This window comes from Bradyrhizobium betae, from assembly GCF_004123905.1.
GTDB lineage: Bacteria > Pseudomonadota > Alphaproteobacteria > Rhizobiales > Xanthobacteraceae > Bradyrhizobium > Bradyrhizobium betae_A.
On the sequence record NZ_MZXW01000035.1, the window covers coordinates 488541 to 514706 of the forward strand.

Below are 26166 nucleotides of genomic sequence, written 5' to 3' on the forward strand. Positions count from 1 at the left end.
ATCGCGCAGTCTTGGGGGTCGCGATGTGAAATGGATCACATCGTGTCGTTGCCGCTGCCCGTCCGCTGAACGAATGGCGCGGCAAAGCCGGCCGCGATCTTGACGAGATCCGCCTGTCTGCCGGCGCCCGTCTTTTCGAACAGCCGGCCGAGATGCGTCTTCACCGTGGTCTCGGCGATGCCGAGCTTGGCCGCAATGTCGGGAACGCCGCCGATCTCGACAATGGCCATCATGACGCGCAATTCCGACGGCGTCAGCCTGAACGCCGCGGCGATCGCATCGGGCACCAGCGATGACACCATCGACGCCTTCTGAACGAACAGCACGGTGGTTGCAATATCCCGCGACAGATGGCGCTCCCGCTTCAAGGCGGAGGCGTGAAGCAGATAATGCTCGCCGTCGATCGACGTTGCGAGCCCGACCTGCCGACGAGGTGCGGACTCAATTTCGCTGCTGGAGACGATTTCGAGCAGGCTGCGGAATATTTTGTCGGTCTGGGTGTTGCGGGCGACGATCCTGTCGCCGACCATCGCGAGCAGATTGGCATCGGCAAACAGCCGGCGGCCTGCCGCGTTGGCATGCACGACCCGTCCTTCCGCATCGAGCAGGCAGATCGCCGTGCTGAGCCCGTCCAGGACATCGGCAAGATCGTCCACGGTATGCGAGCGCGCCCCGATCTGGCGGCCCATGACCCTGGAACGCTGGAGGTGAGGCGCGAGCAGCCGCATGCGCTCGCGCATGGCGTCGTCGACAGTGCCGCGCGACCGGTGACGCAGCACCTGCAGGATCGTGGTGCGCGCACCCGACCTCTCGAGCGCGACGGTTGCGAGATCAATCGCGCCTTGCGGTTCCACCCACTCGCGATAGAAGCTGGTCGCCACGAAGTCCGAATGCGGCATGATGTCGGTGACGCCGACCGTCTGGTCCGCGGCGAAATGGAGATGGCGGTCGAGCAGCGGATCGAGCTCGACATATCTGTCGCGATAGAGCTGACGGAACCGCGGGTCGGTGCCGAAATGCTGGTGGATCTCGATCGCGAGCCCGGCTGCGTCTCTGGACAGGATGGTCGCGGCACACCCGCCGACGAAATTCGAAACCTGCTCCAGCGCGGCGCTGCGCAGCGCGGGGTTGGCCGCCGCGTCGTAGATCTCGCCGACCAGCGACGAGAACCGGTTTGCCTGCAGGATCGTCATCGGGAGAACAATGCGATCTGCGTGTTGCCCCGGTGGCGAACGAGACAGGCGCATCGGGAATTGGTGAAGGAAACGGGATGGCAGAGCACCATCCTCGGCGCGGAAAAGACGTTGCAGCGAAATGCTGGAATATCGAACATCGTCCTTGCGTAACGTCAACCGCTGGGTGCGGCTTGGACGTTTTCGCCAAAGACTAGGATAAATGCGCACAGCGCGCGGACAGTGTGCGTTGGGTCACGCGCTCGCGCGCTGCCGCCGGATTTTATTGCCCAGTTCCCGCTGAGGCGGTGAGCAGCTCGCGTCACGTCTGCTCTCGTAGGGCGGGCAAAGCCGCGCAAGCGGCATGCCCACCATCTTGCGTCGAATGTGGAATTGGTGGGCACGCTTGCGCTTTGCCTACCCTACGGCAGCTGTGCCTCGCAGCCGCCGCCGGCAATTTACTTCCGGTTCTCCTCGCAGAATTTCAGCGCGGCGAGCGCCTCGCCGGCACGCGGGATCTGCATCTCGATGCTGTCGTCGTCATCGTCCTCGAAATCGAGCGTGAGGCGCTTGGCCTTCGAGAGCCGGTCCATGATCGACTGATCGTACTCGAAGATGCCGCGCACGGTGGTCTTGTCCATCACCTCCCACTTCGCCTTCTTCATGATGTCGGCATCGTCGGTGCCGACATCGGCGCGGAGGATCTCGCCGACATTGTCCCACTCCCAGCCGTCATAGATCATCACGATCACGATCGCCTTGTCGGAATAGGTGACGACGATGACGTAGTCGCGGTTCTCGTCGTCCTTGTCCTTGTAGCCGCGGCTCGCATTGCAATGCGTGTCCTGCGTGCGCTTCTCGATGGTCCAGTCGCCGACCTTGGATTGTTGCGCGAGCGCGGGTCTTGTGGTCAAGGCGCCTGCGCTCAAGACGCCGGCGAGCATTCCGGCGACGAAAAGCAATCGTTTCATGTCAGCCTCCAGCGTATTCCCCACGCGGAGATGATCACCTCTGCCAGCGGCCCGCAAGGGTTTCAGGCGCCGGCTTTACACCCGCCGCGGCACGATCGCGATCGGGGTGAAGGTGTAAACCTCCTCGCCGTTCTGGTTGAACATCGTCCATTTCACCAGCGCGATTCCTTGCGGCTTCGACTTCGACGGCGTCAGGCTCATGACCTCGCCGACCAGATGCAGGCGGTCGTTGGGGCGCACCGGAATGGTCCAGCGCAGGCCGTCGACGCCGGCGCCGATCAGCGGATGCGGGCCGAACGGGCGGGCCTGGATCGCAAGGTTCATGGCCATCGCAGCAGTGTGCCATCCTGACGCGGCGAGCCCCTTGAACAGGGTCTGCTTCGCTGCCTCATGGTCGAGATGCATCGGCTGCGGATCGAACTCGGCGGCAAAGCGCTTGATGTCGGCCTCGGTGACCTCGACCTCAGGCGATTTGAACCGCATTCCGACGGTGAGATCGTCGAACCACTCGACCTGCGCCATGATTTCATGCGCCAAGGTTTTTTGTGCCATGATTTTGCCTCGCAATGTGATGCGCCGCCTGCCCGAACTGCGCGGCTGAAGGAATTGAGCAGGAGCGGAGATAGCGGCTTCGCGCCGCACAAACCAGCCCGGGGTTCCCCCACGAAACCGCATTCCCGGTGCGACGAAACACGCCTGAAACAGTTCGCCGGTTAAGTGGTTGTCAAAATAAATACAGGGACGGCCACCATGCAATTCCTACTCGACCTGATCTACGATTATTCCTGCTGCCGGAACCTCGTCGCCCAGCCACTGGGGGAGGATCAGCTATGATCGAGATGATCTCAGCCCTGCTTGCGCTTTGCAGCGTCGGCGTCTTTGCGGCGCATGCGTTGGATGCCTATCGCACCACGCACAGCTGAAGGCTTCGCCTTCCCAAGGCTAGAACGGCCGCCGGTAGAAGTGCTCCGAATGCGTCGCCGGCGGAAACCGGTTGGCGAGGGCCAATGCGCCCTTCTCGTCCGTCTCGAGCGCGATCTTCTGCGCGAGCATCACGTCGCCGGGCACGAGAAAGCCTGACGGGACGAAGCACCACCCCATCGTCGCAAGTCCGGCATCGTCGATCTCGTGGACATTAGCGGCGGTGCCGTAGTGGATGCGGTATCTCTTGCCGGTATCACAGCCGATCACGTCGAAATACCGGTGCTGCTCGAACTGGTCGCGTTGCGCCGGCGACAACCACTCGGCCAAAAGCCGGCGACCGCGCGCATCCGGCGTGTTCTCGCCGAAGAAGCGTCGGTAGAGTTCGCGCAGCGCATGCAGACGGGCACGCGCCGGCGCGCGGAACCACAGTGCCGCGAACATGAGCAGCTCAGATCAACCGCCGACCAGGCGGGGATAGAACAGCGTTTCTTGCGCGGTCGGGTCGAACGCTTTGATACGGGTCACTTCACCGGGCCCGGTGCGGAAGGCGGCGGTAAAGCCGGCTCCGGTCAGCTCCCGAAAACGCTGTTCGGCCCGCGCCAGCGCTTCGGCATTGCCAGGATCAAACTCGTGGCGGGTATCGCCAGTCTGGTCCATCACGATCTGGGTTGCCATCGTTGAGTCTCCTCATGCCCAGCCCTGAATCCCAACAAAGCAAACCTCATGCCGTCAGTTCCTGATGGCAACAACTTTCTTGCGTCGGCGCATCACGCCTTGCTGAGCCGGAGCGTTTTCGGGGCTCACCTCAGCGCGAAGCAGCCGCCCCACCTTCGTCGATCTGCCGTCCCATCAACGCAATTGCCTTCTGGTACACGCCGGCCGCATTCCAGGCCTCGATCGCGGCAAAGTTCGCCTCGCCCGGCTGGTAACCGGCTCCCGCACGCCAGCCATGGGCCTTGAGGAAGTTCGCGGTCGAGTTCAGCGCATTGGCGGCAACCTCGAGATTGCCGGTGCCATAGGCCAAAATGTTCTTGGGCATGAACTGGGTCTGGCCGACCTCGCCATGCATGGAGCCGCGGGTCGCCCCCGACAGCGTGCCGCGGTCGATCAGCTTCAGCGCGGCATAGAGCTGGTCGGTGAAGAATTCGGGACGGCGGCAATCATAGGCAAGGGTCGCGATCGACGACAGCATGTTCTGGTTGCCGCGCTGGCTGCCGAAGCCGGTCTCCATGCCCCAGATCGCAATCAGCGGTCCGGGCGGAACGCCGTAGCGCTGCTGGATCGAGGCGAACAAGGCGCCTTGCGAGTTCTTGAGCTGCCGCCCCTTGGCGACGATGGTGGTAGCACCGCGCTTGGCGAGGAACTGATCGAGCGACAGCTGGAAGCTGCGCTGGCCGCGGTCGGCAGCGATGGTGGCGCTGGCGTAGTTGGTCTGCATCAGGGCCGAGATCGCAGTCTGGCCGATGCCCTTGCCCTGAGCTTCCGCGGAAAACTCGCGCTTCCAGGCCTCGAAGCCGCCGGGCCCGTTGCCGCAGGTGGCGGCGTGAGCGGCGGGCGCCAGACAACCGAGCAACGCCATCGCGCCAAACACCGCCCCAGCTACAGTCCTGCCCCTGATCATGTCTGACGTCCTCTCTGTCTGCGGCGATCCGATCCCCGAGCTTACCCGGACGAAGGCGCCGACTCCATGGCGTGATCATACGACAGTTCGAGGCCTTCCAGATTGCCCTCCTTGCGCCACTTTTCCAGCAGCCGCAGGAATGCCACCGGCCCGCGCCAGTATTGGCTGTTTCTTGCCGCGATCGGATCGAACACGCCTTCATTGTTGTAATAGCCGGGCGTGCATTCGGCGAGATAGGTCTGGCGCCCGATTGCGGCCTTGACGACTTCCTCGACCCAGGCGTTTTCGGCGGCCAGCGTCGGCTCCAGCGTCCGCGCTTTGCGCTTGCGCGCCTCCACAATCACATAGGCGATGTGCTGCGATTGCTCGTCGATGATGTGCGGGAAGTTGGCGCTCTGGCCGGCCTGCACGGTGACGATCAGAAAACAGTTCGGAAAGCCGCGGCTGTAGAAGCCATGCATCGTCTTGACACCGTCGCGCCAGCGTTCGGACAGGCTCATGCCGTCGCGGCCATAGACCTCAAAACCCATGCGGCGCGCGTAATCGGTGCCGACCTCGAACCCGCTGGCATAGATCAGGCAGTCGAGCTCATAGGCCTTGCCGTCGGCGACGACGGCATTCGCCGTGATGCGCTCGACGCCCTGCCCTTTGGTGTCGACGAGATGCACGTGGGGACGATTGAACGTGTCGAGGTATTCGTCGTGAAAGCACGGCCGCTTGCAGAACGCCTTGTACCAGGGTTTTAGCGCAGCTGCGGCCGCTTCGTCCTTTACAATGGCATCCACACGCGCGCGGATCTCTTCCATCTTGCGATAATCGGCCTGCTCGATGACCTTCAGCGCCTCTTCCATCGAGGTCACCGGCTGCGGCTGATGGCGCGGCGCGAGCAATATCTCGCCGAGCAGGCCGGTCCAGCCGTCCTGCACCAGGTCCCGTTCGAACGGCTCGCCTGATATTACCGCGGTGAAATTGTCCATGCGCTCACGCTGCCAGCCGGGCTTGAGGTTTTGCGCCCAGCCTTGATCGGTCGGCCGGTCGTCGCGTACGCCGATCGCCGAGGGCGTGCGCTGGAAGACGTAGAGCTCCTTTGCCGAACGGCCGAGATGCGGCACGCATTGCACGGCGGTGGCGCCGGTGCCGATGATGCCGACCCGCTTGTCTGCAAGGCCCGTGAGACCGCCTTCGGCGGTACCGCCGGTGTAGCCGTAGTCCCAGCGGCTGGTGTGGAAGCTGTGGCCCTTGAAACTGTCGATGCCGGGAATACCCGGCAGCTTGGGGCGGCTCAGCGGTCCGCCGGCCAGAATGACGAAGCGCGCGCGGATCCGATCGCCGCGATCGGTCTCGACCAGCCAGCGCGCCTCCTGCTCCTGCCATTCCATCCGCGAGATGATGGTCTGAAACAGCGCGCGCTCGTAGAGACCGAAATGACGGCCGATACGGCGGGAGTGCTCGTAGATCTCGGGTGCCCGCGCATATTTCCGCACCGGCATGTAGCCGGTCTCTTCGAGCAACGGCAGATAGATATAGCTCTCGGTATCGCAGGCCGCACCGGGGTAGCGATTCCAGTACCAGGTGCCACCGAAATCGGCCGCCTTTTCCACGATACGAAAATCATCGATGCCGGCTTCGCGCAGGCGCGCGCCACAGAGAAGCCCGCCGAAGCCGCCGCCGACGATGAGCACTTCGGTGTCTTCGCTGATGGCCTGGCGCGTTAACCCGGGATCGGCCCAGGGATCGTCGAGATAGCGGCCAAAATCGCCTGATACCTCGACATATTGCGACTTGCCCTCGGCACGCAAACGGCGATCACGCTCGTCGCGATAGCGCGCACGGAGTGAGGCTATATCGACCGTAGAGTCGCCGGCTGCACCGGTCTTGTGTCTTTCCGCTGACATCCATTTCCTCCACGGCGAATGCTGCTTCGCCGGCAGCTCAGCGCACGTTAGCCCTGAAAAAGTGACGCATGCAATCGTGCCTGCCGTTTTTTGCGTGAACGCCGCGTGACGTTCCGCTAACCTCGCGCGCAAATCATACGCCTATGCCACGCAACGACGTGGCGATCCGGAGGAAACCATGCAGGGATTGATGATGGACATGCCGCTTCTGATCAGCGGCCTGATCCAATATGCCGCCGACTATCACGGCGAGGCCGAGATCGTCGCGCGCGAGATCGAGGGCGACATCCATCGCTATACCTATGCGGACGCCCATCCACGCATCAAGCGTATGGCGCTGGCGCTGAAGCGGCTCGGCATGACGCAAGGCGATCGCGTCGGCACACTGGCCTGGAATACCCACCGCCATTTCGAGATGTTCTATGCGGCGCCGGGCATGGGCTACGTGCTGCACACCGTCAACCCGCGGCTGTTTCCCCAGCAGCTCGTCTACATCATCAATCACGCTGAAGACCGTCTGCTGTTCATCGATCGCGCCACGCTGCCGATCGTCGAGGCGATCGCGCCGCAGCTGACAACGGTCGAGGCTTACGTCGTGATGTCCTCGCGTGAGCGGATGCCGGAGACGAAACTTGCCAATGTCCATTGCTACGAAGACCTGCTCGCGAAGGAGAACGAGACCGGCTTCACCTGGCCGGAGTTCGACGAAAAATCGGCGTCCACGATCTGCTACACCTCGGGGACGACGGGCAATCCCAAGGGCGTGATCTACTCGCACCGCGCCGCGATCCTGCAGACCATGACCTGCTGCAATTTCGACTTCCTGCCGGGCCACGTTGAAGGCGTGCGCGAGGTCATGATGCCGATGGCGCCGCTGTTCCATGGCAATGGCTGGAACATGCCGTTCACCGCGCCCTATACCGGCTCGAAGCTGGTGCTGCCCGGCCGCAACTACGAGCCCGACAAGCTCTATGAACTGCTCGAAGGCGAGAAGGTGACGCTGTCGGCGGGCGTGCCGAGCTTCTGGCTGATCCTGCTCGACTGGCTGGGACGCACGGGCGGCAAATTCTCCACGCTGCGTGCGACGCTGTCGTCGGGCTCAGCTCCGCCGCGCGCGATGGTCGAAAAGCTCAAGCGCGAGCACAATGTCGACTACATCCAGGCCTGGGGCATGACGGAAGCCTTGGGCTGCTCGATGCCGGGCCTGCGTCCCGGCTCGGAGCATCTCGGCGACAAGGAAAAATTCGACCGGCGCCAGGTCTCGGGCCGCGCCTGTTTCGGCACCGCCCTCCGTATCGTCGACGATAGCGGCGTCGAGTTGCCGCGCGACGGCAAGACCGTCGGCCATCTGCGCGCCCGCGGACCGTGGGTCGCCTCGGGCTACATGAAGCTGGAGGAAGGCCTCGACCGCGACGGCTGGCTGATCACCGGCGACATGGCCGTGATCGACAGCCAAGGCCACGTCACGCTGACCGACCGCTCCAAGGACGTGATCAAGTCCGGTGGCGAGTGGATCTCCTCGATCCAGCTCGAGGATGTCGCGCTCTCCCATCCCGACGTGCTGCAAGCCGCCGTCGTTGCGATATCGCACGAGAAATGGCAGGAGCGCCCCCTGCTCCTCGTCGTCCGCAAGAAAGGCGCGACCGTCGACGGCAAGACCCTGCTCGACCACATGCGTCCCAGGATCGCGAACTGGTGGATGCCGGACGCGGTCGAATTCCTCGACGAATTCCCCATGACCGGCACCGGCAAGGTGCTCAAATCGGCGCTGCGCGAGAAGTTCAGGGAATACCGCGTCGCTTGAGAGCCGGCCCGCGATCGCGCTCCGGCCCCTCACTGTGCGCGATCGTCTTCATCTTTTGGTCAATTCGGGCGCGATATATCTCGATCTCGCTAACCCCTTATCGAGGACACCATGGCGTTTTCCGGATTGGGCCTGCATCTCGGCAATCTGTCGCGCCTGTCGAACGCGCAGACGCGCTCGATCAGCCCCGAGAACTTTTCGGGCGAGAAGGGCAAGGGCGGCATGTCCGTCGACGGCCCGGCCGCACGCCAGGCCCGTGATCTCGGCCAGGGCTGGAAGGTCTCTCCTTACGTCATCATCGAACCCGGCGCGACCTTTACCCTCGCCGAGATCCAGGGCCAGGGCGCGATCCAGCAGATCTGGATGACGCTGGCGCGCGGACGGCTGCGCCATTCGATCCTACGCATCTACTGGGACGATCAGGAACAGCCGAGTGTCGAATGCCCGGCCGGCGATTTCTTCGCCTGCGGCTGGGAGGAGTTTGCACAGGTGTCCTCGCTCGCGGTCTGCGTCAATCCCGGCCGCGCCTTCAACTGCTATTGGGAAATGCCGTTTCGCAAGCGCGCTCGCTTCACGCTGGAGAACCGCAGCGAGGAGCAGCTGACCGTCTACTATCAGATCAACTATACGCTGACCGACGTGCCCGAGGACTGCGCCTATTTCCATGCGCAATTCCGGCGCACCAATCCGCTGCCCTACAAGGAGGTCTACACCATCCTCGATGGTGTCAAGGGCGCGGGCCAATATGTCGGCACCTACATGGCGTGGGGCGTCAACAACAATGGCTGGTGGGGCGAAGGCGAGATCAAATTCTTCATCGACGGCGACGGCGCATTCCCGACGATCTGCGGCACCGGCACCGAGGATTATTTCTGCGGCGCCTATAATTTCGATCCTCACGTCGCGCATGGCGGCCAGGGGCAATCCCGCTATTTGGAGTTCACTACGCCCTATGCCGGCCTGCCGCAGGTGATCCGCCCCGACGGCGTCTACAAATCGCAGCAGCGCTTTGGCCTGTATCGCTGGCACATCCCCGATCCCGTGCGCTTCCAGAGCGATCTGCGCGTGACGATCCAGGCGCTGGGCTGGCTGCCCGGCGCGAGGGACGGAAAATATCTTCCGTTGAAGGACGACATCGCCTCGGTCGCGTTCTGGTACCAGACGTTGCCGACGGCGCCTTTCCCAGAACTGCCCGGGCCGGACTATCTGGAAATCGCATAGGCCGCCGATCGCTCAAGGAGACGAAGATGCTCTACCCGATGTCGCCCAAAGTCGTCGAGCTCAAGCGCAAGCTCGAAAGTTTTATGGACCGGCACATCTACCCGAATGAGGAGCGCTTCTATCACGAGGCGGAAGAGCTCGGGCCGTGGAAAGTCTATCCCGTTGTCGAGGAGCTGAAGCCGCTGGCACGCGCGGAAGGTCTGTGGAATCTGTTCCTGCCGGAGTCCAGTCACGGCGCGGGCCTCACCAATCTCGAATATGCCCCGCTCTGCGAGGTGATGGGCCGCTCGCATCTCGCGCCCGAAGTGTTCAACTGCTCGGCGCCCGACACCGGCAACATGGAGGTGCTGGAGCGCTACGGCACGAAAGAGGACAAGGAGCGCTGGCTGAAGCCGCTGCTCGCGGGCGAAATCCGCTCCTGCTTCGCCATGACCGAGCCCGCCGTCGCATCGTCGGACGCAACCAACATCGAAAGCTCGATCGTGCGCGACGGCGACCATTACGTCATCAACGGGCGCAAATGGTACACGACCAACGCGACCGATCCGCGCTGCAAGATCTGCATCTTCATGGGCAAGACCGATCCTGACAATGCGGACCGCCACAAGCAGCAATCCATGATCCTGGTTCCGATGGACACGGCGGGCATCGAGGTGAAGCGGCCCCTGCCCGTGTTCGGCTTCTACGGCGTGCCTGACAGAGCCTCCGAAGTGATCTTCACCAATGTCCGCGTACCCAAGGAGAACATGCTGCTCGGCGAAGGACGCGGCTTCGAGATCGCGCAGGGCCGCCTCGGCCCCGGCCGCATCCACCATTGCATGCGGCTGATCGGCCTCTCCGAGCGCACGCTGGAAAAAATGTGCCGCCGCGTCCGCAGCCGCGTCGCCTTCGGCAAGCCGGTCTCGGAGCAGACGGTCACACAGGAGCGCATCGCCGAAGCCCGCATCATGATCGAGCAAGCTCGGCTCCTGACACTCAACGCCGCCTATGCGATGGACACGGTCGGCAACAAGGTCGCGAAAGCCGAGATCGCGATGATCAAGGTCGCCGTACCCAACATGGCCTGCCAGGTCATCGACTGGGCGATCCAGGCCCATGGCGGCGGCGGCACGTCGAATGATTTTGGGCTGACGCAAGCCTATGCGACCGCGCGGCTGCTGCGGCTGGCGGATGGCCCGGATGAGGTCCATCGCAACCAGATTGCAAGGTTCGAGCTGAAGAAATATTCGAACGCTTGAGAGGCGCTCAGCTGGCAAAAACGACGGGAGGGTAGATGCCCTCTCCCACAAGGGGAGAGGGCGCAGTCATGCGCAGCGCAAAGCGCGCGACTAATCCAACACCTCTACCGTCGCCGATCGCCCCGCGACAAGCGACACTGCGTCAGGCACCGGATCCAGCGCGATCCGCACCGGCACGCGCTGGGCCAGCCGCACCCAACTGAAAGTCGGGTTGACGTTCGCGAGCATGCTGGCACCTTCGGCGCGGTCGCGGTCCTCGATGCCGGCGGCGATGCTTTCGACGCGGCCTGACAGCGTGATCTTCTCGCCCATCAGGCGGACCTGCACCTTGTCGCCGACGCGAATGCGCGCGAGCTTTGTTTCCTCGAAATAGCCTTCGACATGCAGGGTGTCGGTATCGACCAGCGCCATCACGCCCTTCCCGGCCGAAACGTAGGCGCCAGGGCGCAGATCCATGTTGGTGATCACGCCGTTCACCGACGCGTGAACCTCGCTGCGGTCGAGGTTGAGCTGGGCGACCGCGCGATCGGCGACGGCCGCGTCGAACGACGCCTTGGCCTGGAGCTGGGTGGCGAGCACCTGCTCCTGCTTCTGCTGCGATACTGCATCGGTGGTCAGCGCACTGTAGCGCTTCAAATCGGCATTGGCCTGATCGAGCGTGGCCTGATGACCGGCAACTGACGCATCGGCCTGTCGCAGCGCCAGCGCAAAACGCTCGCGATCAATCCGGAACAGCACGTCGCCACGACGGACCTTCTGGTTGTCCTTGACCAGCACCTCGGTGACGAAGCCGGACACATCGGGTGCCACCTGCACGACGTCGGCGCGGACGCGGCCATCGCGGGTCCAGGGCTGCTCCATATAGTAGATCCAGAGCTCGCGGCCGACGGCAAGCGCCGCGATAACGGCGAGCACGGTCAGCGCAAGGCGGCCAAGCCAGGCGAAATTCCCCTTCATGGCAAAAACTCCGAGAGATAGACGACGCCGCCGAGCAGGCAGACGAAAATGGCGAAATCGAACAAGGCCCGGTGCCAGACCAGCCGGTAGAAGTCGAAGCGCTGCATCAGCCGGCGCAAAATCGCGCTCAGCACATAGGCGACGATGATCCACAGCAGAAGCGACGGCACCAGCACGCCGTAGATGTCGATCACATATCTCATGCCGCAACACTCTCGCCCGCACGCGACCGGTAGGCCGGCGCGTCCGGGAACAGGCCTCGGCGGATGCCGACGAGACCGATCAGGGCGTCTTCGCGTGCGTTGTCATTCGGATCTTTCACCGCCCGGGCCAACGCCCGGTCCACGCTTGTCAGCAAGGCGGCCGGCATTCCCTCCCCCGCATAGCTGCGGCAGGCGACGGCGAGCTGGTCGAGCATGTCGTCGATGACGGCAATGGTGGACGCCGCAAGCCCATAACGCGCGCGGCGCAAATCGATGATGTTGATACCGATGCGGAGCTGGACGAGGCTGTCGGTGTCGCGGCGATCGCTCTCCGAGAGATAGGCGATACGCTGCACCAGCAGCCCGAGCCGATGCAGCATCAAGCCTGCGAACTCCGCGCGATCGCGCTTGCCGCGACGCTCGGCGGCGACCGCGATCGTTTTCCAGCTCGACAGCACCAGGCGATTGGCGATCCACTCGGCGCCGACGCCGCGCGCGATCCGGGTCACGAGCTCGGCGACGACGACGCCGACGAAGAAGGCGACGGCCGAATTGGCGTAGGACGCAAAATCCGCGCTGTAGGTCGACTGGATCGCGAGCAAGGTCGCGGTGTTGGCCGCGAGCGCCATGCCGGTGCCCGCCGTGGCGGGGCGGCCAATCAGGAAGCCATAGAGCAGGAACGTCGGCGCCAGGGCGACGATCAGCACTTCGAGATGGGAGATCGCGGGCACCACCGCGAACAAATAGATCGCGACGACGACGATCGCGACCAGCGACCACCGGCCAAAGCTGCGGATGAAGCGCGCGGGCTCGTCCTGGGCGGCGAAGAACGAGCACGCGACCGCCGCCATCATCGGCGCCGATGCTCCGTCCGGCCAGCCGGTGCCGATCCAGAATACGCAGCAGATCAGGATGGCCGTGGCTGCACCCGCCGCCGACCACAATGCGAGACCGCGGTCGCGATGGCGCACCGACCTCGCACCCGCCTCGGAATGGAATGCCAGATCGACGGTGGAGATATGACGGTTGTCGGCGATCGCCTCGGTCAGCACGCGGCAGTCGCGCGAGAGGTCGACCAGCTCGCGCAGCCGCGACAACAGGCTGGTGGTGATGATCCGCTCCCAGTCGGCGCTGTCGTCGAGCACAGCCTGCTGCTCCGCAATCGCAGCGCGGATCCGCTCGGCCGGCTGCCGTGCGCCGACATCGCTCGTGATCCATTGCGCGAGGTCCTCCAACAGCCGCTTCAACTCGGGCCGCCGGCGCAAAGCTTCTTCCCCCAGCGCCGCCAGCCGATCCTCCAGCGAGGCGATCACCGGCAGCAGCATCAGCATGCGCAGCCGGATTTCGCCGAGGCCGTTCACTGCATTGCGGTCGGTCAGGCGGTCATAGGCAAGATGGGTGGAGAGCGTGCCGATCTCGACGATATCGGTCGCGAGCTTGAGACGCCTCGGGCGGCGCGATTCGCTGGTGCCCTCGCGCAACAGCACGGCCTGGCTGAGGCGACGCGCATCGGCCAGCCAGAGATCGACCCGGCTTGCGACCGCGGGTGCAACGCTGCGAGGAAAGATGATGGTCGAGACGAGGCTGGCGCAGATGATGCCGAGCGAAATCTCCTCGACCCGCGATACCGCGGTGTCAAAGATGGCGCCAGGCTCAGACACCGCAGGAAAGCCGATCAGCGCGACCGTATATCCCGCCAACATGAACACGTAGCTGCGCGGCGTTCCGTCGAGCAGGGACAGGTAAAGACAAAGTCCGACCCAGAGGGCAATGGCGAGGCAGAGCAGCTCCGGCGCATTGATCAGGTTCGGCACCAGCGCCACCGTCATGGTCGCGCCGGCCAGCGTGCCCAGCACGCGGAAGAAGGCTTTTGAGCTGGTCGCACCCGCCAGCGGCTGCGAGGTGATGTAGACCGTCGCCATCGCCCAATAGGGCCGCGGCAAATCCATGGCCAGTGCGATGACAAGCGCCAGCATCGACGCGGCGAACGTCTTCAACGCGAAAACGAGGTCCGCGTGGCGGACCAGGAACGGCTCACCTGCGCGCATGATTATTTCGCCTCGGACAACATCTTGGCTTGATGCAGGCGGCTGGCCCGCTGCTCGATGCGCTGGAGCGTCTCGAAGGTTATCGCAAGTTCGTCCGCCCCGATATCCCTCAGCAGGCTTGCCCGCACCCGCCGCAGCACGCGGTTGGTCTCCTCGACCTTGGCCTCGCCTGCCCGCGTCAGATGGAGCGTTTTGGCACGGCGGTCGGTCGGGTCCTCGCGGCGTTCCACCAGACCCTCGGCCTGGAGCAGATCGATCAGCCGGACCAGCGACGGTCCCTCGATGCCGAGCTCGTCGGCGAGCACGCCCTGCCGCACGGTCTCGCCCTGGCGCGACAGCACCAGCAGCGGGATCGCGGTCGCATAGGACAAGCCGTGATCGGACAGCGCCTGATCGGACTCATGGCGCCACACACGCGCGAGCCGCGCGATGAGCCGGCCGAGTTCGGCGTGGATAAAGCCTTGCGAGGGCGCCATGCCAAATTAGGTAGGACACGAACTATTAGCCTGCAACTATATAGTCCGGCATATTGCGATCGATCACGTAAATGCGAACAAGGACAGCGCAGTCATGAGACCAACAACAAAGCCGCCCTCGCCTCAGTTCACCACATAGACATCCGGATCGGCGCTCGAGCTCGGCTTCTTGAAGGCGTTGCGCAAGGCGGCCGACATCGGGACGTTGTAGTTGAGGCCGTTCGGCGGCGTCGGCGATTCCAGCCACCTCTTGTAGAAGACCTCGATCTCCGGGCTCGCGTAAAGCTCCGCGGTCGCGCGATCGGCCAGCGCCTTGAACGGCGCATCCTCCCGGCGGAGCATGATCCCAAAGGGCTCGGCCTTCGAGAAGGTCTCCTCGCTGATCATGAACAGCGCGGGCTCTTTCGAGCGGGCGATCGCGACCGCGAGCTGGACGTCGTCGAGCGCGTAGGCCTGGGCGCGGTCGGTCTCCAGCAGCAGGAAGGCCTCGGCCTGGTCCACGGCCGGCATGATCTTGATGCCGAGATTGCGCTCGGTGTTGACCTTGGCGAGCTGGGTCAGGTTGACCGATCCCCCCACCGCCGTGACCGACTTGCCCTTGAGATCGTCGATGGTGTTGATCTTCGCCGCCTTCTTGGCGGCGAACCGCGTCGCGCTGAGGAAATGCGTGTTGGTGAAGGCGACCTGCTTCTGACGATCGGCATTGTTGGTGGTCGCCGAGCAATGCAGGTCGAGCGTGCCGTTGACCATCAGCGGAATCCGGTTCGACGAGGTCACGGCGAGATAATCGACGGCGATGTCGGGCATGCCGAGCTGCTTCTTCACGGCATCGACGATCTTGAGGCAGATATCCATGGCAAAACCGACCGGCTTCTGGTTGCCGTCGAGATAGCTGAAGGGCACAGATGCCTCCTGATAGCCGAGCGTGATCTTCTTCGTCTCCTTCACCTTCTGGAGCGTGCCCGTGAGGTCTTCGGCGGACGCTGCGCCGGCAAGACATGTGACGGCCAGGAGAATGGTGGGAAGACGCATCGGGGGCTCCTCAAGAGATATCGGCTACGCCGGCGCGCAGCCGCGCATGTGATAGCCCAGAGCCGGACCAATCGCCAGACAAGGTTCCGCCTATCAGCTATCGCGGTTTTATATCGGCCGGGACGACGGTCGTGCCCGCCCTATTCGCAGCTGAGCTGCTGCTCGAACCAACCGGATAGCCGCTCCGACAAGGGTTGCCACATTCGCTGGAAATTTTCGAATTTGCCGACATTGCCGCGGTACATCGCGCGCAATTCCAGTTCGATGGCCGGCAGGTCAACGCCTGCGGGCACGCCGTCCCTGACGATCGTCTTGCCTGATACGACGACCTCCTTCACCAACGATGCGTTGCCGCGCGCAAACAGCAGCGCCATGGGATCAACAGGCATGATCCGGTCGCGGTCGAGCCGATCGAGGTCGATCACGACGTAGTCAGCGGGATTGCCGACAGCCAACTCCCCGCTCCCCGGCGCGCCAGTGGCGCGGCGTCCGTTGCGGACGGCGAGCGCGAACAGCTCGGCCGGCGTCCATGTCGGCTTGAAGCCGAGGCCGCCATGGACCATCTGCACCAACCGCATCTCGCGCAAAATGTCGTCGTCCTCGTCGAGCGCGAGCCCGTCGACACCGACGGCAATCGCGCAGCCACATCGATGCGCGGCGGCGACCGGGGCGAGCCCCGAGCGCAGATGCATGTTCGAGCTGAAATTGGTGACGATGCGCGCGCCGGAGGCCGCGATCATCTCCAGCTCGTCCGGCCGGGCATGAATGCAGTGCGCGAGCGTCAGCCGCTCCGAAAGGAATCCGATATCGCGCAGCCACCGCACCATGTCCGGAAAGTTCTGGTCGGCCCAGGCCCGCTGGTAGACGGTCTCCAGCAGATGCATGTGAATGCGGCGGCCGGTCAGCGCCGAGTTCTCGGCGACGGCCTCCAGCAGCGGCTTCGAGCACCATTGCACGCCTGCGGGCCCAAGCTGCACGTCGACCATCGGGCCTGCGATGGCCGCAGCAATCGCATCGGTCAGCTCGATATACGCTCTTGGCGACATCGGCGCGCGAACGAAGAGGTCTTCGATGGTCTTGCGGTCGTCGCTGGGGAGGCCAGCGAGCACGGGCTCGGCATCACCATAAACGATCGGATTCTGGTCGCGTACAGCGAGCGCAAAGGCGATGCGGATACCGACGTCGGATGCCGCCCGCGCAATCGCCTTGGCTTCGTCGAGCAACGGCATCGTCCCGCTGGGCCGGGTGTAGTGCACCATCATCGCCGCGCAGCCGGCCTTGGCCGCACGGGCCAGCGCGGACGCCGCGGTCAAATAGGGATCGACCGGCGTGCCGAGAGCCGTCCGCAGAATCCAGCTTTCCAGCGGCATGCCCATCGCGCCGAAGGATGACGCGGTGGCGCGGGCGTGATCGTGGGCATTGACGAAGGCTGGAATGACGAAGGAGCGCGGGCCGCTGGCGGCCCGCGCTCCTTCCGAAATGTCAGTGATGACACCGCCGTCGTGCCGCAGCACGACATTATCGGCGGCACCGAGGTCGGGGCCACGGAACAGGCTGCTTGCCGAAATCTCCGTGGCCATGACCGTCGCTCCAAGATCAGTTGGCAGTATACACCAACTCCCGCTCCGCGCGCGGCGGCAGGAACTCGCGCGAGAACACTTCTGCCGGCGTCGGCGCGCGGGCGAGCTGATAGCCCTCGACCACGATGCCGATGGCGCGCGTCATGCGGTCATCCTTGATGTCGCCGATGCCGATCTCCTTCATCTCCGGCGAGACGATCAGCTTGTCGAAGGAATATTGCAGCCGGCGCTTCTCGACCGCGACGTCGATCAGATTGTCGTAGTTCAGCGCGGCCTTCATGCCGGCGTTCTGGTCCTTGGCGACCGCGATTGCGCCCTTGTTGATGGCGCGCACGAGGCCCGCGACCGCCTTCGGGTTCGACGCGATCAATTTCTTGGAGACCATCACGCCGTTGGAATAGAGGTCGAGGCCATACTCACCGAACGAGAACCATTTAAAATCCTTGTCAGGATCCTGGCGGTTGAGCACCAGGTTGAAATAGCTGGTGATGTTGAAGACGAGCGCGGCATCGATGTCGCCCTTGATCAGCATCGGCTCCTGGAGGTTCGGGGCCATATTGGAGATCTTGATCTTCTCGCCGTCGAGCCCGTTCTTGCGCGTGAACACCGGCAGCAGGCGCGTCGTCGGCGTGCCCTGCGCGCCGCCGAGGGTGTGGCCCTCAAAATCCTTGATGGTGTTGATGCCGCTGGTCTTCTTGGCGACGATCGCGAACGGCGGCTGGTTCCACATCATGTAGACCATGACGGGCGCCTCCTGCGGCTTGGTCGAGGCGTTCTGGATGATGGCGTTGACGTCGCCGAAGCCGGCGTCATAGGCGCCCGACATCACGCGGGTGACGGTGGCGCCGGAACCCTCGCCCTGGTCGATCACGACGTTGAGGCCTTCCTCTTTGAAGTAGCCGTTGTCCTTGGCATAGAAGAAAGCGGCGTCGCTGCCTTGGGTCTTCCAGCCCAGCGTGAACTTGATCGTGGTGTCTTCGGCAGCGGCGACGCCCGTGGACAGGGCCAATCCCAGCAGCGCGACAGTTACTTTTCTCAACATCGAGACCTCCTCAAGCTTCGTTGCGTGACGGTTCAGAAAAATCAGGTGGCGATCACGTCGTTCTTGCGCGTGGCCCAGCCGGTGACGCGCCCTTCGATCAGCGAGAAAACGACGTAGAGCGCGACGCCGAGAGCGGCGAGCACGAACAGGCTGGCGAACACCAGCGGCACGTTGAAATTGGAGGACGCAGACATCATGACGTTGCCGAGGCCGCGGTTGGAGGCGACCGTCTCCGACAGCACCGCGCCGACAAAGGCGTAGGAGATCGCGACCTTCAGCGAGGCGAAGAAGAACGGCATGGTCCTGGGCAGGCCGACATTCCAGAGGATGTCGAACTTGCTGGCACCGAGCGCCTTCAGCACGTCCTCGAGCTCGGGCTCGGTTGTCGCCAAGCCCGTTGCGATGTTGACGACGATCGGGAAGAAACAGATCGAGAGCGCCGTCAGCACCGCCGGCACAGTGCCGGAGCCGAACCACAGCACGAAGATCGGCACCACCGCGACCTTGGGGATCGAGGAGAAGCCGATCAGCAGCGGATAACAGGTGTCATAGGCGGTCTTGGACACGCCGATGATGGCGCCGAGGGCGACGCCGAGGGCAACACCGAGCACGAACCCGAGCATCGTGGTCGCCAATGTCTGCACGATGTGCGGCCACAGCACCGGAAAACGCTGCCACAGCGTCACGAACACCTGTGACGGCCGCGGCAGCACCAGATCGGACATGCCGGTCACCAGGCAGAACAATTCCCAGGCAACGAAGAACAGCACGATCAGCCCCGCCGACCACGCCTTCTGCCTGACATTGATCCCGAACATCATCAGCCTGTCCCCTCCTGGGCCGCGCTGCCTTGGGCCGCGCTGCGGGCATCCTCGATGAAGGCGCGCAGCTTCTGGTTCAGCGCGACGAAATCCGGCTCGAAGGTCATGGCGACAGTACGCGGCCGCGCGAATTCGACACGACTGTCGTCGAGGATGCGACCGGGACGCGCGCTCATCACGCAGATGCGGCTGGCAAGGAAGCCGGCCTCGCGCAGATCGTGCGTCACCAGCAGCACCGTCGGCTTGTGCGTCATCCAGAGGTTTTGCAGGATCGCCCACAGCTCCTCGCGGGTGAACTGGTCGAGCGCGCCGAAGGGCTCGTCGAGCAGCAGCATGCGCGGCTCGTGGATCAGCGCACGGCAGAGATTGGCGCGCTGGAGCATGCCGCCGGACAGCTGCCAGGGATAATTGCTGCCAAATCCCTTGAGGCCGACCTGCTCCAGCAGCGCATTGGCCTTGTCGCGAAACTCGGTCTTGCGCAGCCTGCGAAAATTGGAGCGGAACGGCTCGACGATCTTCAGCGGCAGCATGATGTTCCGCTCGATCGTCATCCACGGCAGCATGGTCGGATTCTGGAACGCCATGCCGACCCGCAGCGCCCGCGCCGCAACCTCGCGGCCGCCGACAATGACGACGCCGTTGGTCGGCTGCACCAGGCCGCTGACGAGACGCAAAATGGTCGATTTGCCGCATCCTGATGGCCCGACCAGTGCGACAAACTCGCCGTCGGCGATCCTCAAGCTCGTCTTCGACAGCGCGGGCACGGCGCGGTCGCCGCGCCCGAAGGTCACGGAGGCCTCGGACAGCTCGATGGCAACGGGGCCGGAGCCTTCGGGAACAGGCTGGCCGTCAAACTGGGCGTTGGGTTGCATGCGCATCACAGCCAAAGTGCATGCAAGCTGGATGCCAGCCCTAGACTTCAGCAAAATCGACGGTCTGACCGAACCGCCCGCCAAATGGCGGGATTCGTTTTGGGCAATCCGGACACCAAACTGCATGCAATTGGGGCGCTGGATCGCCCGAGGCTATGCTAAAGATGGGGCCTCGTCCCTTCCCGCAAGGATTCGCCGATGGCGGCGCGCCCCACTAGCAAGACTTCTGAATCATCAGACAAGGTCAGCGTGATCTGCCGCGCGCTCAGGCGCGCGATCATCGAGCAGGCGCTGGAGCCCGGCGCAAAGCTGCCCGAGGATTCGCTCGGCGAGCGCTTTGGCGTCAGTCGCACCATTGCACGCCACGCGCTGGGACAGCTCGCGGCCGAAGGCCTGGTCGAGCTCCGCCGCAACCGGATCGCGGTGGTGGCGACGCCAAGCTGGCAGGAAGCGCGCGATGCCTTCGATATCCGCATCGAGCTCGAGCGGCTCGTCGTGCGCCAGCTCGCGGGCAAGCTGACCAGGAGCCAGATCTCGGAGCTGAACGACCATGTCGACGCCGAGGACCGCGCGCGCGGCGGCACCGATGCGGTCTCGATCCGGCTCGCCACCGAATTCCACATCCTGCTCGCGCAGATGACGAGCAGCCCGATCCTGGTGCGCTATGTCAGCGAGGTCGCCTATCGCTGCTGCCTGACGCTGTCGCTCTACAGCCGGCCGCATTCAACCGAATGCGCCATCAACGAGCATCGCGCCATCATTGCCGCGCTCGCCAAGGGCGACGAGGCCAAGGTGATGGAATTGATGCATCATCACCTCGATTCCGTGGCCAATCGCGCGCTGGTCGCCCCCACTCCGCAGCGCGGCCGCGACCTGCTGGATATTCTCGCGCCCTATGCCGACGAGGTCGCGAGCGACCGCGTCGTCAAGCTGCCGAAAGTCGCGCGAAGGGGTTAAGCCTCGATGCCGCGCTGAACGAGGATTCGCTCGGCGCTGTCGTTCCAGACATCCATCTTCACGATCTGCCCGCCTCTCACGACGAAGCGATCGACATAGCGATTGCCCTCGAACGGCGTGCCGTCCATCCATTCGCCATAGAGCGTGCCGACGCTATAGACGACGGTCTCGTCCGCGCCCGGGCAGACGTCGAACCGGTCCATCTTCTTCTTGACCCAGCGATAGCGTTTGGCGTTGAAGCCGGTCGGCCCGCGCGGATGATCGAACTCGCGTCCACCGGTGAACGTGATCACCGTGCCCGGCTTCATGTAGACCGCGGCAGCATCGGGATCGGGTATCATCGAGGCCGTGAGATAGGCCTCCACGATCTCGGCATCGGTCTTGGGGCGTTCGGCTTTTGCAGGGGCGGACATATCGGGCTCACTTGGCGGATTTCCTGAGGCTGTCGATATCATACAATTCATGGCTCCAACTGTATGCACATTTTTTAAACAACCTGCCGCCAGCACTGCACACAATCTGGAGCTGCCCACGCCAAAACCTTCCGCTAGGCTATCACAGTTGAATCCGACGCCATGACCAGCCAGACCGCCTTCGACCTGATCTTCCGTAACGCGCTGTTGCGCTCATCCGCCGCGCCCGTCGATATCGGCGTGAAAGGCGGCCGGATCGTTGCGATCGAGCCCAGCCTAAGCAGCGAAAAGCTTGCCTGCGGGGCCGTGGAGGTCGATGTCGGCGGACACCTTGCCCTGCCCGGCTTCGTCGACACCCACATCCATCTCGACAAGGCCTGCCTGCTCGGCCGCTGCGGGCACAATCACGGCAGCGTCTCGGAAGCCATCCGCGCCGTTGCCGGGATGAAGAAGGATTTTACCGTCGAGGACGTCTACGCGCGCGGCGCGCGGGTGCTGGAACGCGCCATCGTGCACGGCACGACGCGGATGCGCACGCATGTTGAAATTGACCCGCGCATCGGCCTCCGCGGCTTCGAGGCGATCAAGACGCTCAAGCGCGATTACGCCTGGGCGATCGACCTCTCGCTCTGCGTCTTCCCGCAGGAAGGCCTGACCAACGATCCCGGCAGCGAAGAGTTGCTGGTCAAAGCGCTGCGCGACGGTGGCGAGGCGATCGGCGGCTGTCCCTATATGGACACCGACCCCAACGCCCATCTCGAACGCATTTTTGACCTCGCCCAGGAATTTGACGTGGATGTCGATCTCCATCTCGATTTCGATCTCGACCCTTCCTGGTGGCACCTCGACGAGGTCTGCCGGCAGACCGAGCGGCGCAACTACGGGGGCCGCGTCGCGATTGGACACGCCACAAAACTCTCCGCACTGCCGCCAGAGCGGATGAAGGCCGCCACCACGCAATTGGCAAAGGCCGGCGTTGCCGTCACCGTGCTGCCGGCAACCGATCTCTATCTCATGGGACGCGAAGCCACCCACAACGCGCCGCGCGGGCTGACCCTCGCCCACAAGCTCGCAGCCGACGGTGTGCTGTGCTCGGTCGCCACCAACAACGTGCTCAATCCCTTCACGCCCTTCGGCGACGCCTCGCTGCTGCGGATGGCGAACTTTTACGCCAATGTCGCGCACGCCTCCGTCAGCGACTTCGACACCTGCCTCAATCTCGTCACCGAGCTGCCGGCGCGGCTGATGAACCTTGGCGATTACGGCATCAAGGTCGGCAACCCCGCCGATCTCATCGCGCTTGATACGCAGGACAGCCGCTTCGCCATCGCGGAGCTGCCTGACATCGTGATGGGCTTCAAGGCTGGCCGGCAGACGTTTGCACGGCAGCGGCCTACTCTGTTCCGCCCACGAAGCTAAATCGACCAACGGAGGAACCAAAATGGCCTTCGACACGATCTTCCTGAACGCGCGCTTCGACGACGGGTTGCGCCATCACCTCGCGGTCAAGGACGGACGCATTGCGGCGATCACGTCGGTCGATGAGCGTCCGGCCGCGAACGAGACCATCGACCTCAACAGCGCCCTCGTCGTTCCCGGCTTCGTCGAAGGCCACATCCATCTCGACACCAGCTTCTATGGCGATGCCTGGAAGCCGCACAAGCCATGCCCCAACGGCTTCAACGTGCATGAGCGCGTCGCCTTCCAGGCCGAGAACATGGCCGAGGCCGCACCGATGGATGTGCGTGCGCGCAACCAGCTCGACCTCTGCATCGGCCACGGCACCACGCAGATGCGCAGCCATGTCATGGTCGACGGCTCGGTCGGCCTGAAATCGCTCGAAACAATTTTGCGCGTGCGCGAAGAGTACAACAGCTTGATCGACATCCAGCTCGTCGCCTTTCCGCAAAGCGGCATCCTCGCGAGTCCGGGCACCCCGCAGCTGCTCGACGAAGCCATTGGCCTTGGCGCCAACCTCGTCGGCGGGCTCGATCCCGCGAGTTTCGATCGCGACGTCGAGAAACATCTGGACGTCGTGTTCGGCGTCGCCGACAAGCACGGTGTCGATGTCGACATCCATCTGCACGACATGGGCACGCTTGGCGCGTTCGAGATCGAGCAGATCGCAGCGCGCACGCGCGCACTCGGCATGGAGGGTCGCGTCGCCATCAGCCACGCTTACGGGCTTGGCGATATCTCAGCAGACTACCTCAAGACAATCGCCGACAACCTCGCGAGCTCCGGCGTTGCAATCATGACGAATGCGCCAGGCGCCCGACCGTTTCCGCCGATCCTGGCGCTGCGTAACGCCGGCGTCACCGTCTTCAGCGGCAACGACAACATCCGCGATTCCTGGTGGCCCTATGGCGACGGCGACATGCTGCGCCGGGCCACGACGCTCGGCTATCGCTCCGGCTTCAACATCGACGAAGAGCTGCGCGCCGCATTCGACGTCGTGACCGCATCAGGCGCGAGGGCGTTGCGGCTCGAAGGATACGGCCTCCGCGTCGGCGCCAAGGCCGATTTCGTGACGCTGAATGCGGAACACGTGCCCGAGGCCGTGGTCGCGGTGCCTCAGGGGCGCGCCGTCTACAAGGGAGGCAGGCTGGCCGCCTCCAACGGTAAGATTGTGGGGAAGCGCAGCTGACGCGCCCATCCGATTTTACCGCCGATCTCGGCTCACCCGAGTCCGGTAGAATCCCGGTCCGTAGCTCAACGCGTTGCGAGTCGCCCCTCGCTGATCCTAATTGGGACCTGCACTGACCATTAGCGTTCAATGGGGAGTATGGGTATGTTCAGCGCATTCAGCAGCATCGACTATCATTCCATGCGGGCCAACACGCCCGCCGACGCCGCCGCCAATCGGCTCGACGGCATCGGCCACGTTCTGTCGGATCTGGATCTGTCCGCGATCCAGACGCAGGGCGACATGACCCGCGCGCTCTGGACCCTCGACGCAGCAGCCAAATGCATCCGGGCGGTGCTCGCCGAATTTCGCGTGCAACCGGCGACAGACCAACTCGCCCGCAAATCAAGGTATCTGATTGAGCTGATCGAGCAGGCTCGCGACGAAGTCTTGAACTATCGCGGCACGGTCGTAGCCTGAAGCCGCGCTACCCCTGGCGCCTGATCTTCGCCAGGATCCGATCCGCCTCGGTGCGCCAGTCGGCGCTGCGGGCGAACTCCTTCGTACCCTTCGTTCCGAACAGGCCTTCGTCGGCGAGATCGGCCACCCAGGCCTGACGCTCGGCCGTGCCCTGCGCCGACCACGGCGTCAGCCCCGCCTCGCGCACGGTCTCTGCGACCTCGCGGACTTCCTCGGCGCGGCGGCGGCCGTGCTCGATCACGCGCTGGAAGAAATAGGCGCCCTGCTTCTCCCAATCGATCGTGGGAAAGGTTTCCGTCAGTGAAGCGAGCACGGCATCCTCGACGCCATAGGCCCGCGCGGTGGTGAAGCTTTCGATGACCATGGCCTCCAGGCCCTTGATCATGATGCTGCGGCACATTTTTACGGCCGAGGACACACCGAGCTTGTCGCTCGCAACCTTCGCCGCAAAGCCGATCGTGTTCAGCAGCGGCTCCAGCTCCCTGGCGCCAGGGCCGCCGAGCAGCAGCGGCACCTTGATGCGATACGGCGGCACCGACGTCATCACCGCACCCTCGACATAGCGCCCCGCGGCGCCGTCGATCAGCGCCGCGGCGCGCTGCTTGGCGCCGGGAGAGGCCGAATTGAAATCGAGGAACCAGGTGCCCTGATTGATCGCGGCCGCGCAGGCCTTTGCGACCGACACGGCCTGGCTCGCCGTAACGGCCGAGATGATGGAGTCGGATTTCGCGGTTAGCTCGGCGTGAGACGCTGCGAGCGAAACGCCGAATTTCGCCGCATGCTCCTTCAGTGCAACGCCCTGCTCACCTCCGAGCTTGATGTCGTAGGTTGAGACCTTGATATCCTGCTGGCGCAAATCCTCGGCCAGGATGCGGCCGACCTCACCATAACCGACCAGCCCGATCTGCCACCGCTTGGGATCCGCCATCAATTCAATCCTCGTGCCGTTGCGTCGAACAGCTCCTCGACCGCATAGCGGCGCGGGATCAGCGCCTGCTGGAACGCGTAGTCGACGATCAGCTCGAGCGGCTTCCTGTTGGCCTCGATCCCGAATGGAACGAAGTCAGGCGTTGCCGCGGTGCCCATCTGTTCCTTGTTCCGCTTGAGCAGATCATAGACGCCCGCGACCACATCAGGCCGCGATTTCGCAAGCTGCTCGGTCACGACCACGAGATGATTGACCGGCACGACGCCGCGGCGAGCGTACCATTTGGTGGCCTCCGCTGCGGGATCAGGGAAGAGCGACTTCAACGGGGGATCGTTAGACGTCTCCCCGAGCACGGCGTCGATCTCGCCGTCGAGCAGCATCTGCAAGACCTTCTTGTCCTTCGGCGCCCGCTCGGTGGTGTCGACATATTCGGCGACGTGCGGATCCTCGAAGGTCACCCATTTGATCCTGTCGAGATTGACGCCGTAGTCGTTGGCGAGGATGCCCCTGATCCAGGCGCCCGTTGTCGTCGTGAACGAGCGGATGCCGACGCGCTTGCCTTCGAGATCGCCCGGCCCGAGTGTTCCATGCGCCGGATTATACAGCGCATAGGAATGCTGGAAGCGGCCCATCATAGTCGCCGGCAACAGCACCAGCGGCTTGCCGTGGGCCTTCGCCATCAGATAGGTGACGATCGCCATCTCGCAGACGTCAAAGGCCTGCTCACGCACCATCGGCTTGAACGCGGTGTTGGTCGGCGTGTATTCGATGAAGTCGAGATCGAAGAGGTCAGAGCGGAGCGCGCCGCTCTTCACCGCCTGGACGTGGGGGTGACTGCCGAGCACGGCCTTCAGCTTGACACGATCCATCCGCCCGCTCCGCTCC

26 protein-coding genes are annotated in these 26166 nt (G+C 63.9%); 7 read left to right on the forward strand and 19 right to left on the reverse strand.

Going from position 1 to position 26166, the window contains the following annotated elements; translation table 11 throughout:
• Positions 1 to 35: 35 nt before the first annotated feature.
• The 7 genes from B5V03_RS27485 to B5V03_RS27515 form a co-directional block, all read right to left on the reverse strand.
• Positions 36 to 1193 (reverse strand): helix-turn-helix transcriptional regulator, encoded by a 1158-nt coding sequence (locus B5V03_RS27485; protein ID WP_129273479.1) that lies wholly within the window; start codon positions 1191 to 1193, stop codon positions 36 to 38.
• A 437-nt stretch (positions 1194 to 1630) separates the two neighbouring features.
• Complete coding sequence (locus tag B5V03_RS27490) at positions 1631 to 2143, reverse strand: hypothetical protein (RefSeq protein WP_129273480.1); 513 nt, start codon at positions 2141 to 2143, stop codon at positions 1631 to 1633.
• 75 nt (positions 2144 to 2218) lie between these two features.
• Positions 2219 to 2665, reverse strand: a complete 447-nt coding sequence (locus B5V03_RS27495; protein ID WP_129273610.1) for a MaoC family dehydratase — start codon at positions 2663 to 2665, stop codon at positions 2219 to 2221.
• A 420-nt stretch (positions 2666 to 3085) separates the two neighbouring features.
• The gene (locus B5V03_RS27500) at positions 3086 to 3508 is read right to left on the reverse strand and encodes a hypothetical protein (RefSeq protein WP_129273481.1); all 423 of its coding nucleotides are present in this window, start codon (positions 3506 to 3508) and stop codon (positions 3086 to 3088) included.
• Positions 3509 to 3520: 12 nt separating this feature from the next.
• Positions 3521 to 3742, reverse strand: a complete 222-nt coding sequence (locus tag B5V03_RS27505; protein ID WP_129273482.1) for a hypothetical protein — start codon at positions 3740 to 3742, stop codon at positions 3521 to 3523.
• Positions 3743 to 3872: 130 nt separating this feature from the next.
• Positions 3873 to 4688, reverse strand: a complete 816-nt coding sequence (locus B5V03_RS27510) for a lytic murein transglycosylase (protein WP_129273483.1) — start codon at positions 4686 to 4688, stop codon at positions 3873 to 3875.
• Positions 4689 to 4729: 41 nt separating this feature from the next.
• A complete protein-coding gene (locus B5V03_RS27515; protein ID WP_129273484.1) occupies positions 4730 to 6583 on the reverse strand; it encodes a flavin-containing monooxygenase in 1854 nt (617 codons plus the stop codon).
• A gap of 178 nt (positions 6584 to 6761) precedes the next feature.
• Between B5V03_RS27515 and B5V03_RS27520 the strand changes: the two genes are divergently transcribed.
• From B5V03_RS27520 to B5V03_RS27530, 3 genes are all read left to right on the forward strand, one after another.
• Positions 6762 to 8387 (forward strand): long-chain fatty acid--CoA ligase, encoded by a 1626-nt coding sequence (locus tag B5V03_RS27520; protein ID WP_129273485.1) that lies wholly within the window; start codon positions 6762 to 6764, stop codon positions 8385 to 8387.
• 111 nt (positions 8388 to 8498) lie between these two features.
• Positions 8499 to 9608 carry a glycoside hydrolase family 172 protein gene (locus B5V03_RS27525; RefSeq protein WP_129273486.1) on the forward strand — a complete coding sequence of 370 codons (1110 nt, stop codon included), beginning with the start codon at positions 8499 to 8501 and terminating at the stop codon, positions 9606 to 9608.
• Between the two features lie 26 nt (positions 9609 to 9634).
• Positions 9635 to 10846: an acyl-CoA dehydrogenase family protein gene (locus B5V03_RS27530; RefSeq protein WP_129273487.1), complete on the forward strand. Its 1212-nt coding sequence runs from the start codon at positions 9635 to 9637 to the stop codon at positions 10844 to 10846.
• Between the two features lie 90 nt (positions 10847 to 10936).
• Here B5V03_RS27530 and B5V03_RS27535 read toward each other — a convergent pair whose 3' ends face one another.
• From B5V03_RS27535 to B5V03_RS27575, 9 genes are all read right to left on the reverse strand, one after another.
• Positions 10937 to 11803 carry an efflux RND transporter periplasmic adaptor subunit gene (locus tag B5V03_RS27535; RefSeq protein WP_129273488.1) on the reverse strand — a complete coding sequence of 289 codons (867 nt, stop codon included), beginning with the start codon at positions 11801 to 11803 and terminating at the stop codon, positions 10937 to 10939.
• A complete protein-coding gene (locus B5V03_RS27540) occupies positions 11800 to 12006 on the reverse strand; it encodes a DUF1656 domain-containing protein (RefSeq protein ID WP_129273489.1) in 207 nt (68 codons plus the stop codon). Before B5V03_RS27540 ends, B5V03_RS27535 begins: the two co-directional genes overlap by 4 nt.
• On the reverse strand, positions 12003 to 14054 hold the full coding sequence (locus tag B5V03_RS27545; RefSeq protein ID WP_129273490.1) for an FUSC family protein: 2052 nt from the start codon (positions 14052 to 14054) through the stop codon (positions 12003 to 12005). The genes B5V03_RS27540 and B5V03_RS27545 overlap by 4 nt, the downstream gene beginning before the upstream one ends.
• Positions 14055 to 14056: 2 nt before the next feature.
• Positions 14057 to 14530 (reverse strand): MarR family winged helix-turn-helix transcriptional regulator, encoded by a 474-nt coding sequence (locus B5V03_RS27550; RefSeq protein ID WP_129273491.1) that lies wholly within the window; start codon positions 14528 to 14530, stop codon positions 14057 to 14059.
• Between the two features lie 123 nt (positions 14531 to 14653).
• Positions 14654 to 15562: an amino acid ABC transporter substrate-binding protein gene (locus tag B5V03_RS27555; protein WP_129273492.1), complete on the reverse strand. Its 909-nt coding sequence runs from the start codon at positions 15560 to 15562 to the stop codon at positions 14654 to 14656.
• A 140-nt stretch (positions 15563 to 15702) separates the two neighbouring features.
• Positions 15703 to 17142 carry an amidohydrolase family protein gene (locus tag B5V03_RS27560; protein ID WP_129273493.1) on the reverse strand — a complete coding sequence of 480 codons (1440 nt, stop codon included), beginning with the start codon at positions 17140 to 17142 and terminating at the stop codon, positions 15703 to 15705.
• Between the two features lie 16 nt (positions 17143 to 17158).
• Positions 17159 to 18184: an ABC transporter substrate-binding protein gene (locus B5V03_RS27565; protein WP_129273494.1), complete on the reverse strand. Its 1026-nt coding sequence runs from the start codon at positions 18182 to 18184 to the stop codon at positions 17159 to 17161.
• 41 nt (positions 18185 to 18225) lie between these two features.
• Entirely contained in the window at positions 18226 to 19002 is a 777-nt protein-coding gene (locus B5V03_RS27570) for an ABC transporter permease (RefSeq protein ID WP_129273611.1), read from the reverse strand.
• 2 nt (positions 19003 to 19004) lie between these two features.
• The gene (locus B5V03_RS27575) at positions 19005 to 19877 is read right to left on the reverse strand and encodes an ABC transporter ATP-binding protein (protein ID WP_245502353.1); all 873 of its coding nucleotides are present in this window, start codon (positions 19875 to 19877) and stop codon (positions 19005 to 19007) included.
• Positions 19878 to 20075: 198 nt separating this feature from the next.
• On the opposite strand from B5V03_RS27575, the gene B5V03_RS27580 reads away from it, so the two are divergent.
• Positions 20076 to 20834, forward strand: a complete 759-nt coding sequence (locus B5V03_RS27580) for a GntR family transcriptional regulator (RefSeq protein ID WP_129273496.1) — start codon at positions 20076 to 20078, stop codon at positions 20832 to 20834.
• On the opposite strand, the gene B5V03_RS27585 is transcribed toward B5V03_RS27580, so the two are convergent.
• Positions 20831 to 21247, reverse strand: coding sequence for a nuclear transport factor 2 family protein (locus B5V03_RS27585; RefSeq protein ID WP_129273497.1), 417 nt, complete (start codon positions 21245 to 21247; stop codon positions 20831 to 20833). The genes B5V03_RS27580 and B5V03_RS27585 overlap by 4 nt on opposite strands.
• 162 nt (positions 21248 to 21409) lie before the next feature.
• On the opposite strand from B5V03_RS27585, the gene B5V03_RS27590 reads away from it, so the two are divergent.
• From B5V03_RS27590 to B5V03_RS27600, 3 genes are all read left to right on the forward strand, one after another.
• Positions 21410 to 22666, forward strand: a complete 1257-nt coding sequence (locus B5V03_RS27590) for an amidohydrolase family protein (protein ID WP_129273498.1) — start codon at positions 21410 to 21412, stop codon at positions 22664 to 22666.
• Between the two features lie 22 nt (positions 22667 to 22688).
• Positions 22689 to 23894, forward strand: a complete 1206-nt coding sequence (locus B5V03_RS27595) for an amidohydrolase family protein (protein ID WP_129273499.1) — start codon at positions 22689 to 22691, stop codon at positions 23892 to 23894.
• A 144-nt stretch (positions 23895 to 24038) separates the two neighbouring features.
• Complete coding sequence (locus tag B5V03_RS27600) at positions 24039 to 24353, forward strand: hypothetical protein (protein WP_129273500.1); 315 nt, start codon at positions 24039 to 24041, stop codon at positions 24351 to 24353.
• A 7-nt stretch (positions 24354 to 24360) separates the two neighbouring features.
• On the opposite strand, the gene B5V03_RS27605 is transcribed toward B5V03_RS27600, so the two are convergent.
• Both B5V03_RS27605 and B5V03_RS27610 read right to left on the reverse strand, forming a co-directional pair.
• Positions 24361 to 25281: a DUF1932 domain-containing protein gene (locus B5V03_RS27605; RefSeq protein WP_129273501.1), complete on the reverse strand. Its 921-nt coding sequence runs from the start codon at positions 25279 to 25281 to the stop codon at positions 24361 to 24363.
• Positions 25281 to 26150, reverse strand: a complete 870-nt coding sequence (locus B5V03_RS27610) for an ABC transporter substrate-binding protein (RefSeq protein ID WP_129273502.1) — start codon at positions 26148 to 26150, stop codon at positions 25281 to 25283. The genes B5V03_RS27605 and B5V03_RS27610 overlap by 1 nt, the downstream gene beginning before the upstream one ends.
• Positions 26151 to 26166 lie beyond the last annotated feature (16 nt).